The sequence below is a fragment of the Bacillus sp. TH19 genome, from assembly GCF_016651075.1.
Classification (GTDB): Bacteria; Bacillota; Bacilli; order Bacillales; family Bacillaceae_G; genus Bacillus_A; species Bacillus_A mycoides.
Genome location: NZ_JAEKEO010000010.1, coordinates 1,805,566 through 1,819,797 on the forward strand (window position 1 = coordinate 1,805,566; position 14,232 = coordinate 1,819,797).

At 34.0% G+C, this 14,232-nt stretch carries 13 protein-coding genes and 1 pseudogene; 12 read left to right on the forward strand and 2 right to left on the reverse strand.

All coding sequences use genetic code 11. The features are described 5' to 3' along the window. Positions 1 to 12 precede the first annotated feature (12 nt). The 9 genes and pseudogenes from JFU54_RS26890 (at position 13) to JFU54_RS26925 (ending at position 7,216) form a co-directional block, all read left to right on the forward strand. Entirely contained in the window at positions 13 to 723 is a 711-nt protein-coding gene (locus JFU54_RS26890) for an ABC transporter ATP-binding protein (RefSeq protein ID WP_201067141.1), read from the forward strand. Then, positions 716 to 1,915 carry an ABC transporter permease gene (locus tag JFU54_RS26895; protein WP_201067143.1) on the forward strand — a complete coding sequence of 400 codons (1,200 nt, stop codon included), beginning with the start codon at positions 716 to 718 and terminating at the stop codon, positions 1,913 to 1,915. The genes JFU54_RS26890 and JFU54_RS26895 overlap by 8 nt, the downstream gene beginning before the upstream one ends. A 282-nt stretch (positions 1,916 to 2,197) precedes the next feature. After that, the gene (locus JFU54_RS26900; protein ID WP_002031682.1) at positions 2,198 to 2,785 is read left to right on the forward strand and encodes a YpjP family protein; all 588 of its coding nucleotides are present in this window, start codon (positions 2,198 to 2,200) and stop codon (positions 2,783 to 2,785) included. A 105-nt stretch (positions 2,786 to 2,890) separates the two neighbouring features. After that, positions 2,891 to 3,535 (forward strand): HAD family hydrolase, encoded by a 645-nt coding sequence (locus JFU54_RS26905; RefSeq protein ID WP_201067145.1) that lies wholly within the window; start codon positions 2,891 to 2,893, stop codon positions 3,533 to 3,535. A gap of 34 nt (positions 3,536 to 3,569) precedes the next feature. Beyond that, positions 3,570 to 3,718, forward strand: a pseudogene (locus tag JFU54_RS30495) (VOC family protein); the annotation flags it as partial. 11 nt (positions 3,719 to 3,729) lie between these two features. Next, positions 3,730 to 4,662: an aminoglycoside phosphotransferase family protein gene (locus tag JFU54_RS26910; RefSeq protein WP_201067153.1), complete on the forward strand. Its 933-nt coding sequence runs from the start codon at positions 3,730 to 3,732 to the stop codon at positions 4,660 to 4,662. Between the two features lie 140 nt (positions 4,663 to 4,802). Continuing rightward, positions 4,803 to 5,684, forward strand: a complete 882-nt coding sequence (locus tag JFU54_RS26915) for an AraC family transcriptional regulator (RefSeq protein ID WP_201067154.1) — start codon at positions 4,803 to 4,805, stop codon at positions 5,682 to 5,684. A gap of 132 nt (positions 5,685 to 5,816) precedes the next feature. After that, the gene (locus JFU54_RS26920) at positions 5,817 to 6,926 is read left to right on the forward strand and encodes an alpha/beta hydrolase (RefSeq protein ID WP_002141621.1); all 1,110 of its coding nucleotides are present in this window, start codon (positions 5,817 to 5,819) and stop codon (positions 6,924 to 6,926) included. Between the two features lie 8 nt (positions 6,927 to 6,934). Continuing rightward, positions 6,935 to 7,216, forward strand: coding sequence for a phosphatase PAP2 family protein (locus JFU54_RS26925; protein ID WP_002085886.1), 282 nt, complete (start codon positions 6,935 to 6,937; stop codon positions 7,214 to 7,216). A 150-nt stretch (positions 7,217 to 7,366) separates the two neighbouring features. Here JFU54_RS26925 and tnpB read toward each other — a convergent pair whose 3' ends face one another. After that, a complete protein-coding gene (gene tnpB, locus JFU54_RS26930) occupies positions 7,367 to 8,497 on the reverse strand; it encodes an IS200/IS605 family element RNA-guided endonuclease TnpB (protein ID WP_201067326.1) in 1,131 nt (376 codons plus the stop codon). 265 nt (positions 8,498 to 8,762) lie between these two features. Then, a complete protein-coding gene (locus tag JFU54_RS26935) occupies positions 8,763 to 10,220 on the reverse strand; it encodes a serine hydrolase (RefSeq protein WP_201067156.1) in 1,458 nt (485 codons plus the stop codon). 198 nt (positions 10,221 to 10,418) lie between these two features. Between JFU54_RS26935 and JFU54_RS26940 the strand changes: the two genes are divergently transcribed. The 3 genes from JFU54_RS26940 (at position 10,419) to pbpC (ending at position 14,023) form a co-directional block, all read left to right on the forward strand. Then, the gene (locus JFU54_RS26940; protein WP_201067158.1) at positions 10,419 to 11,375 is read left to right on the forward strand and encodes a thymidylate synthase; all 957 of its coding nucleotides are present in this window, start codon (positions 10,419 to 10,421) and stop codon (positions 11,373 to 11,375) included. Positions 11,376 to 11,394: 19 nt separating this feature from the next. Next, positions 11,395 to 11,883: a dihydrofolate reductase gene (locus JFU54_RS26945; protein WP_000637214.1), complete on the forward strand. Its 489-nt coding sequence runs from the start codon at positions 11,395 to 11,397 to the stop codon at positions 11,881 to 11,883. Positions 11,884 to 12,037: 154 nt separating this feature from the next. Next, a complete protein-coding gene (pbpC, locus tag JFU54_RS26950) occupies positions 12,038 to 14,023 on the forward strand; it encodes a penicillin-binding protein 3 (protein ID WP_061673896.1) in 1,986 nt (661 codons plus the stop codon). The last annotated feature ends 209 nt before the right edge of the window (positions 14,024 to 14,232 follow it).

The following is a 14,232-nucleotide window of genomic DNA, read 5'->3' on the forward strand; positions in this document are numbered from 1 at the left end:
AAGGTAAGTATTATGTTAGAGGTGAATATCCGCTCAGCCGGATATGAAATTGGTGAAAAGACAGTTCATGATATTGCATTTGCAATTGAAAAAGGAGAGTTAGTGGCTCTTATTGGTGCAAATGGCGCAGGAAAGAGTACGACAATTAAATCGATACTCGGTTTGCTTGTCAATATGGATGGTGAAATCTCGTTTGGTGAAAAGAAAAATCCATATGCATATGTACCGGAGCATCCCACTTATTATGATTATTTAACTTTATGGGAGCATATTGAATTGTTAATGGCTGCCCGTGGAAATGAAGAGGGACATTGGGAGGACAAAGCAAAGGAATTATTACATACGTTTCGAATGGAAAAACATATACACGAATACATATCAAAATTTTCAAAAGGTATGAAACAAAAATCGATGCTAATATTAGCATTTTTAACAGAGCCAGATTTCTATATTATTGATGAGCCTTTTATCGGTTTAGATCCAGTAGCCACGAAAGACTTTTTGAATTATTTATATAAAGAAAAAGAGCGAGGAGCAGGTATATTACTTTGTACGCACGTGCTGGATACAGCTGAAAGAATTTGTGAAAGATTTTTACTCATTTCGCAAGGTACATTAGTAGCAGATGGGCATTTAGAGGCGATCCAATCGTTAGCAAAAATGCCAGGACGTACACTGTTAGATTGTTTCGATGCAATTGTAAGGCGGGAACAAAATGATTAAACAACAGTTTAATAAAAGGTTACGCCATGAATTGCAAAGAAAATGGAAAGCGATTCGTTCTGTAACAGATTGGACAGTAGCATTATATATTATTATTCCAGCACTTATATTTGCGGGGATCTATTATCGTTCACTATGGATGAAAGAATTATCGATGGAAGAGAACATTTATTTTGGGTTAGGTTTACTTGCGTTTTATTTTGTCACATTTTCAAGAGGAGTTCGCTCATTTTTTGAACAAGCAGATAGTTTATTTTTAATTTCGTACCCAAATCATATGCGAAAATTAATGAAGCTTGGCATTATATATACGTTAATTCGGATTGCAATAACGAACGCAATTGTAGTATTCATTATGCTGCCTATATTGATGAAAAGTATGGGAGCGACAATTATACAAATCGTACTGTTCTGGATGTTCTTTACTGTTTTTCGATTTATGCTATCGTTGTTGACGAGATTCATAAATGTACGTGTGGGGAAACGATGGGTTTTATTGATTATAAAAGATGTTATATTTTCTTTAAGTTTAGTCTATTTTGGAATCAGTGTATTTTTCATTTTTAAAAATCCATTGTATTTCATATTATTTACCGGCCTAGTAGCTGTACTTACTGTAGTCTTAGTAAAAGAAAAGATGAATTATAAAAATTTCTTTTTTAAAGAAGTTGAGAAAGAAAAAGAAGAAAGTATGCGCTGGACTGTAGGGATTATGCAAGTTGGTGGTCATGCAGCTAAACCAAGTAGTTCGAATAAAAAACCGTGGATGTTCCCTCGGTCTAAAAAGATATTAGGAAAAAATTCTGATTCGCGTATTGTAGAAGCTTTTTTAAAAGAATTTTTGCGTACAAGTAGTGCTTTAATATTTTATGTTCAAATTGTATGTATAAGTACTGTAAGTATTATCGTGACTCCGCAGTGGATAACAGCTATTATTCTTGTATTTGCTATAGTTGCTATTTCTCGCTATGCGCGTGATTATTGGAATGAATTTACGAAGAAAATGTTTCTACATTTATATTGTGATGAAGGAGAATTACTATTATTAAGGTGGAAGGCGGATCGTTATTTGCTCCTTCCAGTCGTATTCATATACGGGATGGTCATCCTTTCTCAGTTTTATTTATTACCAGCAGTAATTATTGGAGTTATTTTTATAGTATTCATTGGTTGGATTGTATTTTTACCATAGAAAAAGAGCCGGAAGCGGCTCTTTTTCTAGTCTGTAACACACTGGTAAATAAAATATACTAAAAGGAGTATGCTTGCGGCGGAGTACACGACATCTAAAGTCATCTGATTGCCCCCTCATTGTTGTTGTATTTATAGTGTATGAAATCTTACAATTTCATATTCAAGTGAAAAATATGTGAACGTTAACAAAATTGTAAAGTGCAAAAATTACAATCATTTTGTATAATAGAAGAAACAACCGTTATATAAAATATAATGAGTGAAAGGGGAGGGAACATAAATGCCAAATTGGTTTAGAAAAACCTTAGTCGCATTAATTACCGTATTTACGTTTGGTTTAGTGACGCCTCCTTCCATATTACTTGATAATGCCAAAGCTGCGGACAAGCCTACGAGCACAGCTGGGCAACAAAATTTGGAGAGTACGTCCTATACATATGAAGAAACAAATGATAGGTTAACCACCGATACTTTTGTTAACTATGCGATGCAAGAAGCAGAGAAGCAATCTATGCAAAAATTCGGCTCTAAAATTGGGCCTGTAATTGAAGATGAATTTAAAGATGTTGTATTACCTAAAATTGAAGAGGCAATTGCGGAACTTGCAAATGATGTGCCAGAAGAATCTTTGCAATCATTAGCGATTTCTCAAAGACCGGCTGGTGGAAATAATGAAAAGATTTTTCATGTTTATGACACGAAATCAGGAAATGACTTACTGCGATTTCATGTGAGGAGAGATCATCCACCGCAAGATGGATATTATTTTAATTTCCACTATCATCGTTTTGATGATGGATATTCAGGACACCATGAGTTAGGAAATATTTATTGGAATACGAATGTACCGCCGAAATGGTTGTCTTAAAAAGAACGAGAGAAAATCTTGTTCTTTTTTTATGTGTATGAAAGGGTAAGACATTTATGTTGTTGAATAACATAGGTTTAGGAAAAAAGAAAAGGGAGTATGGGGATGCAAAAATATATCGTTTTTGACTTTGATGGCACATTAGTAGATTCACAAAATATATTTGTACCAATTTATAATCAACTTGCTGAAAAGCATGGATATAAGACAGTTAGTGAGGAAGAAATTGAGCCTTTACGAAAATTGACTATTTCTGAAAGATGTAAAAAACTCGATGTACCACTTTATAAACTTCCTATATTGGCGTTAGAGTTTTATAAATTATATCAACCTGCCATAAAAGATCTCGTTTTATTCCATGGGATGAAGGATGTATTAGATGAATTACATAAAAAAGGCTACGGGATTGCGGTTATATCTTCGAACTCAGAAGAGCATATTAGGGCATTTTTACATAGTAATGGCATAGAAAATATTCAAGAAGTGTATTGTTCTAAAAATTTATTTGGTAAAGATAAAATGATTAAAAGATTTTTAAAGTCGAAAAAGCTAACAGAACAAGATATGTTGTATGTCGGTGATGAACAACGTGATATTGTAGCTTGTAAAAAAGCTGGTGTGAATGTCATTTGGGTTTCTTGGGGGTATGATGTAATTGAGACAGTAAAAGGAGACGCGCCAGATTATATGGTTAATACGCCAGGGGAAATTGTGCAAGTAGTACAGGCGGCACATTCTCAATATAAATAAACTTCGAGCAGTTATTTATCATATTGAATTTTGGGTAGCAAAGTTTCTTACTGGCAATAAGGTGAAGGTTATACATGGTCCAATTGAAATGAATTATTATTCGGATGTTACTATACAATAGACTTTTATGAACCGAAGGGCTTTATTGTAGAGGTTGCGTATACAGCGAATACAGAAATGTAAGGAGAATAGACATGAAGATAATTACAACGTGGAAAAACGATATACAAATAGTAAAAGATGCTGCAAATATTGAAGAAATCTCTAAAGGTTTCTCTCCTGATAAAAAATATATTATTACGACTACTGATGATGAAAAATATTTATTACGGACAGGTGATATAAAAGAGTATGATAGGAAAAAAATAGAGTTTCAAATTTTAAATGAAATGGTAAAACGTAACGTGCAGGCTCAAAGACCAATTGAACTCGGTATATTGGAGGAAGAAGATTTATGTTATAGTATTTTTTCATATTTAGAAGGAGAAGATGCTAAGAAGCTATTGCCTACATATACGCCAAGAGAACAATATGATATTGGTATAGCAGCAGGAAAAGACTTAGCAAAAATGCATACACATGAAGCTCCTAAGGATATACTCCCATGGTATGAAAGAGCAATGAAAAAACATCGAAAATATGTAGAGGCATATAAAACATGCGGAATACAAATTAAAAATGATGATAAAATCATAAAGTTTATAGATGAAAATGAAAAATATTTAAAGAACCGCCCAAATCGATTTCAACACGATGATTTTCATTTAGAAAATATAATTGTACGTGATGCGAAATATGTAGGTGTTGTTGATTTTAATGGCTACGACTGGGGCGACCCACTTCATGATTTCGTAAAAATAGCATTATTTGCAAGAGACATTAGTATCCCGTATTCAATCGGACAAATAGAAGGATACTTTAATGGGAGAATACCAGAGGAGTTTTGGAAATTATATGCGGTTTACGTTGGCATGACGGTTTTTTCTTCAGTTGTCTGGAGTTTACGAGCAGCACCGCATATGTTAGATGATACGTTAGAACGTCTTACTATAGTTTTAGAGGATCATAAAAACTTTGAATTATCAAGGCCAATCTGGTTTGATAGTGAAATGATGAATAAAAAATAAGGATAGCAGGTGGGAAATCTCACACCTGCTATTTGTAAATAACTCATGAGACGGTCTCTTTACATACTATGTATGTAGTTTTTTTATGAAGGAATGAAAACCTTGACGTCTACTTTATAATATAAAAAGGGGGTGGGAAATTGAAAATCAGGCAAGGAAAATATGAAGAAATAAAAGTACGCGATAGAATTCCAGGAATGGTTGAATATATAGAGGATACGATGTTACCTACTGGTTTTCACTATTATATTCCTCCTCACTGGCATAGAAGTATTGAAATTAGCCTAGTCGTATATGGAGAGGTTTTCTTGTATGTGAATGGGCAAAAAAAGAAAGTATCCGCTGGCGAATTTATTTTTGTGAATAGTGGCGATGTTCATGAATTCGAAAAAGTTGAAAATACAAGTTGTGCAGTAATGATGTTAATTATTTCTTATGAATTTCTTAAAGAGGTAAATGGAGATTTTGATAAATATAGATTTAATATAAAAGAATCAGTTGTTCAGAAAACTAACCTCCAGCAAATATTTTATGAATTAAAGGAGTTAGTCACAAATTCTGATGATTTAAGTTACATAAAAATTAATAGTTTAATTTATGAAATTGTTTATATTCTATTGCGATATTGCAAAGAAGGAGAGAGTATAGACAATAATTATCAACTTGGAAATAAACAGAAAGAAATGATTACGTATATTTATAAAAATTATGATGAAGAACTTAAACTGAAAGATGTAGCTAAACATTTTTTTGTAAGTGAAGAACATTTTTCCCGTATGTTCAAAAAATCGTTCGGATCAAATTTTACCACTTTTTTAACGAGATACAGGCTCTATAAAGCGTATGAAGATATTATTAATAGTACAAATTCTATACAAGATATAGCAGTGAAACACGGATTTCCAAATGTAAAATCATTTATTTCACAGTTTAAAGAAAAATACGGATATACACCATTACAGTATAGGAAAAATATCATATCAAAAAATGACAATAATCGAATCAAATATGAACAACAATAAAAAAACGTTTCATGTTACATTTTGTACATGGAACGTTTTTTATTTAGTAATAGTAAATGAAGTGAGATTCAATAGAGATTTATCTAATCTGAAGAAATGAAAGCGTTTAAAACAAGGGAGGATGAATACTAGATGACTAGAAAATATGACTTAGACTTATTAGAAAAAATGCAAGAAAAACAAGAAACCATCAATGTACAGGGGGCGAAAGTTTTAGTAAAAAACATACCAGATTGTGATGAAAAAGGAGCGATGGATCCACGTCTTTACAAGGACACGAAGGTTCAAATGAATGTAATGAGGTTTATGCCTAAAAATATGATGAAAATGGACGCTTCTGAAAAATCAGTAAGGAATATGCGAAAACAATTTAATGGAATTAAGAGTGTTCCAATTGTCACTAAAGACGTTAATATTACGCATAAAACAGTGAAAGCGGAAGATGGATATGATATTCCGATAAGAATTTATAACAGTGTTTCTAAGCGAGAGAATGCGCCAGTTTTATACTTTATTCATGGTGGTGGATTTATGGCAGGATCACCAGATGTAGTAGAAGAACTTGTGAAATTGATCGTAGAAAAAACAGATATACTAGCCGTTTCTGTGGATTATCGATTAGCTCCGGAAAATCCTTTTCCAACTGGGCATACAGATTGCTACACTACTTTAAAGTGGATTTATGAAAATGCTGAAATACTAGGCGGTGATAAGAATAATATCTTTGTGGCAGGTGATAGTGCAGGAGGGAACTTAACACAGTATTGTACAACTAAAGATATGGAAGATGGTAGGAAGTACGTGAAGGGACAGTTGCTTCTGTATCCTACACTTAATATGTGTGACTATGAAGATGAATTTTATTCTTGGAGTATAGATAAATATGAAATTGCTCCTAAGTATAAAAAAGGATTAGAAAAAATGCTTAATATAATGCATTCAATGGTTGGAGGTATGTCAGAAGTACTTGGTACGAAAGAAATTCATTCGAAGTATTTAAGTCCATATGTTGATGTATCCCCAGACTATCCAAGTACATTTATTACGGTAGGAGAGCATGATTTTTTAATGATTGAATGTTTAGCGTATGCAGCTAAATTGACTAAAAAAGGAGTGGATACTGAAACGGTCCTTTATCGTGGTTTAGGGCACGCTTATGGAGATAATGTAGGGGTTTATCCTCAAAGTGAAGATTTAGCAATTGAGATGGGGAATTTTATATTAAAGCATAGTGGAAAGTAGGAGAAATGATGGGAAATAGAAAAGTGATATTAATTTCCAGCTTCGCTATTTTACTATGTATCTTTGCATTTACAGACTTACAAATATCCAATAGTTTATATGAACCAACTAATAAGATACTAGTACCAATGAGTCGTATTGTGGTAGGAGCCCATTTTGCTTCAGATGTTACAGTTGGAGTCGCTATTTCAGTTACTGTTTTTATGTGTTTGAAAAAATTTATATGGAAAGATAAGAAAAATAAACGCACAAATAATAATGATGTTCTTCCACATTCATTGAATCGGTAATAAGAAAGTCTTTTCCTTTGAGGGAATATAATAATTAATGCATGGCTTGTTCATTAAGCTGTTTTGTTGAACTACTCACCACTTAACATTCTCACGGACTGTTTGAAGTGGGAGTTTCCGAAGTACAGAAACCTAACGGTTTCTAATTCATTAGTAGGCTATCCCCGTAGTTCCTACGGTTAAGAGACGAATTGCTTCATTTCTAAGATTGAGTGCTGCATTTCGATCTCTATCGTGATGTGCGCCACAAGAAGGGCAATCCCACTCACGAATGGTTAGATTTTTAACGTCTTTGTTTTTGTATTCACAATTGGAGCATAATTGACTAGAAGCAAATGTTTTAGATACTATAACAACTTGTTTGCCATACCATTTTGCTTTATATTCCAACATAGTCCGAAATTGTGACCAAGATACTTCACTAATCGCTTTTGCAAGCTTTCTATTTTTGAGCATGTTACTGACTTGTAAGTCTTCCATACCGATAACATCGTGGTTTTTGATGATTTCAGTAGAAAGTTTATGTAAGTAATCAGCTCTTGCATTTGCAATATGTTCATGGATTCGTGCAACGTTCACACGTTGTTTATTCCAGTTCGAAGAACCTTTTGTTCTTCTAGAAAGGATACGTTGTGCTTTCGCTAACTTCTCTTCTAATGTACGGAAGAATTTAGGGTTCTTGTATGTTGTGCCATCAGAAAGAATGGCAAAATCTTTTAATCCAACATCAATTCCACAAGTGGAATCAGTTTTAGGCATTTCTTGTACGCTTGTTTGAACAAAGATAGATACAAAGTATTTACCACTTGGGTTACGACGAATCGTTGCATGCAAGATACGCCCTTCTACTTCACGACTTTTAGCAAAGCGAACAAGGCCAAGTTTCGGTAATTTTATTGTGTTGCCTACAATTCCAATATTTCCGTTTGTTTGCTTAGTTGTGTAGGATTGAACTGTATTCTTTTTAGACTTGAATCGAGGCATATCATTCTGTTTCTTGAAAAAACGTGAAAAAGCATCTGCGAGGTTTTTTAATGTGGATTGAAGAGCGATACTATCTACTTCTTTTAACCAAATCGTATCCTGTTGCTTCTTTAATTGAGTAAGCTTGGCAGAGCAAGAAAAGTAGGTTAACCCTTTTCTTGCTTCTTTATACGTATCATTCCAAAGAGCAAGGAAATAGTTAAATACAAAGCGACTGCAACCGATTGTTTTAGCAATTAATATTTCTTGTTTCTTATTCGGGTAGATACGAAATTTATATGCTTTATTTACTAACATAGGTTGCACCTCACTTTTTCATCGTATATCTACAGTATACAAAAAACGTAGGCTTACGCCTACTGACATTCATCTCCCACCTAAAATTGGTGTTTCACACCTTCACATTTTTGAGGAAGGAGTCTTCTGTCAGAAAACGATAAATAATTTAGCATTTGGGTTATCCTCATTTCATTTATTAAATTCAATAATAGGATTGGTTGCAAGGTGAATTTCTAATTCCGAAATAATAGAGGGAAGAGTAATCTTCCCTCTATTTAATTTGTTATTTAATTTTCGTAAATGTAAGAGGCTGAGTACTTAAAGTTGCAGGTACGTGTAATTGAAGAGTCGGGAATTCACCATTTACATTCATATCATAAGCGAATAAAAGCCCCATTTTCATTTGGAACAAACTAATTGATGCTGAGAAGATGTTGTAATGATGATGTTTTAGCTGAAATTCCATATCCATAAATTGTACATGTAGGAAATCATCTTGTTTGTATACTTTCAGTGTTCCATAAGCGGGATGCTCAAAAGTTCCAGTGTAGTCATCTAATGCATGAGAAGGGGTAGTCCCTTTTATTGGTTCGGGAAGTGATGTAGTTGCCTCTTTCATCATTTCTTTCATTTTTTCACTATCTTCTACAGCGCGTTCATGCCAGTCGATATATTCTAGTCCGAGAAGTTCGTCGTAAATATGTTTTGTAATATAAGTAGGGAGTACAGTTTGCCCTGAATTTGTTAATACGATAATACCGATATTTTCGTTGGGCATAAATGACGCAAGTGCAGAAAATCCATCAATATTACCACCATGATGAATAAGTTTATAACCGCGGTAAGCACTAATAAACCAACCTAGTCCATAGCTATTTAATGGTGATTCACTCGTTGATAACATTGGCTGATCCGGGATTGGAGTGTGTGGTGTATACATTTCTTGGAGTAGTTCAGTAGAAATCAAATCATGATTTTCTGTTTTTCCTTCGTTTAAATGAAGCAAAACCCATTTTGCCATATCTTCAATGGTAGAATTAATACATCCAGCCGCTCCAACTGTATCAATATTTCGGAATGGAATTTCTTTCATTTCACCATTATCTTCAGTGTAAGGTAATGCGTAATCATCTGTATTTTGTGAGTCTGTAACAGATAAGTTTGTATGCCTCATATTTAAAGGTTCTAAAATATGTTCTGCAACGTATTGCTCCCACGTTTGATTCGTAACGTTTTCTACAATATAACTAATTGTCGCATACATTAAGTTGTTATAAAGAAATGCTGTGCGGAACGGTGCATCAAGTGATAAATGTTTTATTTTTTCAACAAGATCTTTTCGAGTTAAGGAAGAACTGTACCAAAGAGCATCGTGACGACTTACCCCAGTACGATGAGAAGCTAAATCTCGTCCTGTAACTTGCGAGTTAGCGAGCATATCGGATAGAGAGAAGTTAGGTACGTAAGTTTGGACAGGAGTATCCCAATTAAACTTTTTTTGCTGTGCTAATAAGCTTAATGAAAGCGTACCGAATGCTTTCGTCGCAGAACCGATTGCGAATCGTGTCCGCGGAGTAACAGCCTCTTTTTTCTCTATGTTACGATAGCCGAAACCTTCTGAAATAATGACCTCACCATCTTTTATAACAGCTACAGCCGCTCCAGGAACGTGTAAATCCTTCATCATCTTCTCAACCTTATGTTGTAACGTACTTAAAACAGGAGTTTTGATTTTAGACATGCTTCCAACCTCCAAATATAATTTTTATGTTCCGCACTATACTTTCTGTAATAGAAAAGTGAAAACCTTTTTTAATATTGAAAGTTAATAATTTTGTAAGAAATATTGAAAGAATTTTTATTAATTTGGATTATTAAATTCGCTGTTTTTCATGTTATGATAAATCTCATATACGATTGAAAGAAGGTTTTTCTACATATGAAACATGCTGAATATGAATACTTAAATTTATGCCGTCATGTAATGGAGCACGGTACGAAGAAAGAAGATCGTACAGGGACAGGTACTGTATCTGTATTTGGATATCAAATGCGTTTCGATCTAAGTAAAGGATTTCCTTTATTAACGACAAAGAGAGTGCCATTTCGCCTAGTAGCAAGTGAACTGCTTTGGTTTATGAAAGGTGATACAAACATTCGCTATTTATTGCAACAACATAATAATATTTGGAATGAATGGGCGTTTAAGAGCTGGGTAGAAAGCGATGAGTATACTGGCCCTGATATGACAGATTTCGGTCTTCGCTCACAACAAGATGAGGAATTTAAAGTGCAGTACGATGAGCAAATGGAATTGTTTAAAAAGAACGTTTTAGAAGATGATGATTTCTCGAATAAATATGGTTATTTAGGAGATGTATACGGAAAGCAGTGGCGTGCCTGGAAAACGACAGCTGGTGAGACGCTTGATCAATTAAAAGATGTAATTGAAATGATTAAAAAAACGCCAGACTCCCGTCGCTTAATTGTTTCTGCCTGGAATCCTGAAGATGTACCAAGTATGGCATTACCACCTTGTCATACGCTATTCCAGTTTTATGTAGCGGATGGCAAACTTTCTTGTCAGTTATATCAAAGAAGTGGTGACATATTCCTTGGAATTCCATTTAACATTGCAAGTTACTCATTACTAACACATTTAATCGCACATGAATGTGGTCTTGAAGTGGGAGAATTTGTTCATACAATTGGAGATGCACACATTTATACGAATCATTTTGAACAAGTAGAAAAGCAATTGGCACGTGAACCACGTCCATTCCCGAAACTTACATTAAATCCAGATGTGAAATCTGTGTTTGATTTTGAAATGGAAGATTTAACGATTGAAGGATATGATCCACACCCAGCAATTAAAGCACCGGTTGCAGTATAATTGTAGAGGAGATGAAAAAATGATTGTTTCATTTATGGTCGCAATGGACGAGAATAGAGTAATTGGCAAAGATAATAATTTACCTTGGCGTTTACCAAGTGAATTGCAGTATGTAAAGAAAACAACGATGGGCCATTCACTTATTATGGGGAGAAAGAACTACGAAGCGATTGGTAGACCACTGCCTGGAAGACGTAATATTATTGTAACACGTAATGAAGGGTATCATGTTGAAGGTTGTGAAGTAGCACATTCTGTAGAAGAAGTGTTTGAACTATGCAAAAATGAAGAGGAAATCTTTATTTTCGGCGGAGCACAAATTTATGATCTCTTTTTACCTTACGTAGACAAGTTATATATAACAAAAATCCATCATGCATTTGAAGGAGATACATTCTTCCCAGAAATGGATATGACAAATTGGAAAGAAGTTTTTGTTGAAAAAGGTTTAACGGATGAAAAGAATCCGTATACGTACTATTATCATGTATATGAGAAGCAACAATAATAAGAAGGATTGATGTGAAATTCACATCAATCTTTTTATTTGTATTCGTTAATATAAGTTTATAGATGATATTCAATAGTGCTATAATGAAATCTAGCATGTAAAAATGCTAAAATTTTCAAAAGTATTCATATAGAAAGAGGAGGAGAATCGATTGAAAAAGATATGGGGGATTCTTTTTCTTTGCTTAACGTTCATGTTAGTTGGATGCGGTAAAGAAGAAAAACCACAAGAAGCGTTTGATACATATACAAAAGCATGGAATAAACAAAAATTTGCAGAAATGTATGATCAATTATCAGAAAAGGCAAAAAAAGATATTTCAAAGAAAGAGTTCACTGAGAAATATGAAAAAATTTATTCTGGCATTGAAGTGAAAAACTTAAAAGTAGAAGCAGGAGAAGTAAAAGAAGATAAAAAAGATGAAGGTCCTGTTCCTTTTAAAGTAAGTATGGATACAGTTGGTGGTAATATCTCTTTTGGCCATGAAGCAAAAATGGTGAAAGAAAAAGATGGAGATAAAGAATCTTGGAAAATAGATTGGACTCCTGATTTCATTTTCCCTGGCATGACAAAAGATAGTAAAGTGCGTATGCAGGCAACACAACCAAAACGTGGTGAAGTTTACGATCGTAATGGAAAAGGTCTTGCGACGAATGGGAAAGCTTCTGAGATTGGAATTATTCCAGAAAAATTAGATGAAACTGCTCCGCAAACGAAAGAAGCAGTGGCGAAGTTGTTAAATATGTCTGTAGAAGAGATTGATCAAAAACTAGCTGCGAAATGGGTAAAACCAGGGTATCTCGTACCAATTGGAATTTTGCCTGAGGGAGCAACGCAAAATACGTACATCGATTTACCTGGTGTTGCAGCAAAACCTGTAAATGTTCGTACATATCCGTTAGGGGAAGCAGCAGCGCATCTTACTGGTTATATCGGAAAAGTAAATGCAGAAGATTTAAAAACGCTTCAAAAGAAAGGCTATCAAGCCGATGATCCAGTTGGTAAAGCTGGATTAGAGCAAGTATTGGAAGAACAGCTACGCGGGAAAAAAGGTGGCCGTGTCTTCATGGAGGATGCACAAGGAAAAGAAATTAAAAATTTAGCGAAAACAGATGCTGTTGATGGAGAAAATGTAACTTTAACTATCGATAGTGTTGTTCAAGAAAAAACGTATAATGAAATGAAAGGAGAAGCTGGTTCAAGTGCGGCAATTAATCCGAAAAGTGGAGAAACAATTGCTCTTGTAAGTAGTCCAGCTTATAATCCTAATTTAATTGCACGAGGAACATCAAAAGCACAGCGCGAGGCTTGGAATAATGACCCGAAAAAACCGATGACGAATCGATTTACACAATTATCGGTACCAGGTTCTGTATTTAAGCCAATTACAGGTGCAATTGGTCTTGAAACAAAAACAATCGATCCAAAAGAAGAATTGAAAATTGAAGGACTGAAATGGACGAAAGATTCTTCTTGGGGCAATTATTACGTAACACGTGTAAAAGATGCAAATCCGATTGATTTTGATAAGGCAATGAAATACTCGGATAATATTTATTTCGCACAAGAAGCTTTGAAAATTGGAAAAGATAAATTTATGGCTGGGGCGAAAAAATTCGGATTTGATGAGAAATTACCAATTGAATACGGATTCCCAGCTTCTAAAATCGCAAATGATGGCATAAAAAATGATATTCAAATGGCAGATACAGGATATGGACAAGGACAAGTCTTAATGACTCCTCTTCATTTAGCTTTAACGTATGCACCGATTGTAAATGATGGAACGATTCCATCGCCATATCTTATTAAAACAGATAAACAACCAAAAGCTTGGAAAGAGAACGTGATTTCTAAAGAAAATCAAGATATATTGAAAACGGCTTTAACGAAAGTAATTAACGATCCAGATGGTACGGGGAAAATTGCGAAAATTGATGGTATGACCCTTGCTGGTAAAACAGGAACAGCAGAATTAAAAGTATCAAAAGAGGCAGAAGGAAAAGAACTAGGTTGGTTCGCTGCGTTTGATTTAAATTCACCTGATATGGTTATTACAATGATGATTGAAGATGTAAAAGGTAGAGGTGGAAGTAATATTCCAGCTGAAAAAGTGAAACATGTTTTTCAAAAGTAGTAATTGAAGAAGACTATCTCCATGAAATATGGAGATAGTTTTTTATTTGATTAAAACCTTAATATTTATATACAAAAACTAACTGAAATAATATAGCTTATTAACTTACGAAAAAAAGTAGCTATTTTTATTGACATCCATTAAAACTTTTTGTATTATACTTACATAAGGTAAGTTATTTACTATAAAATAATAAATCTCGAATTAAA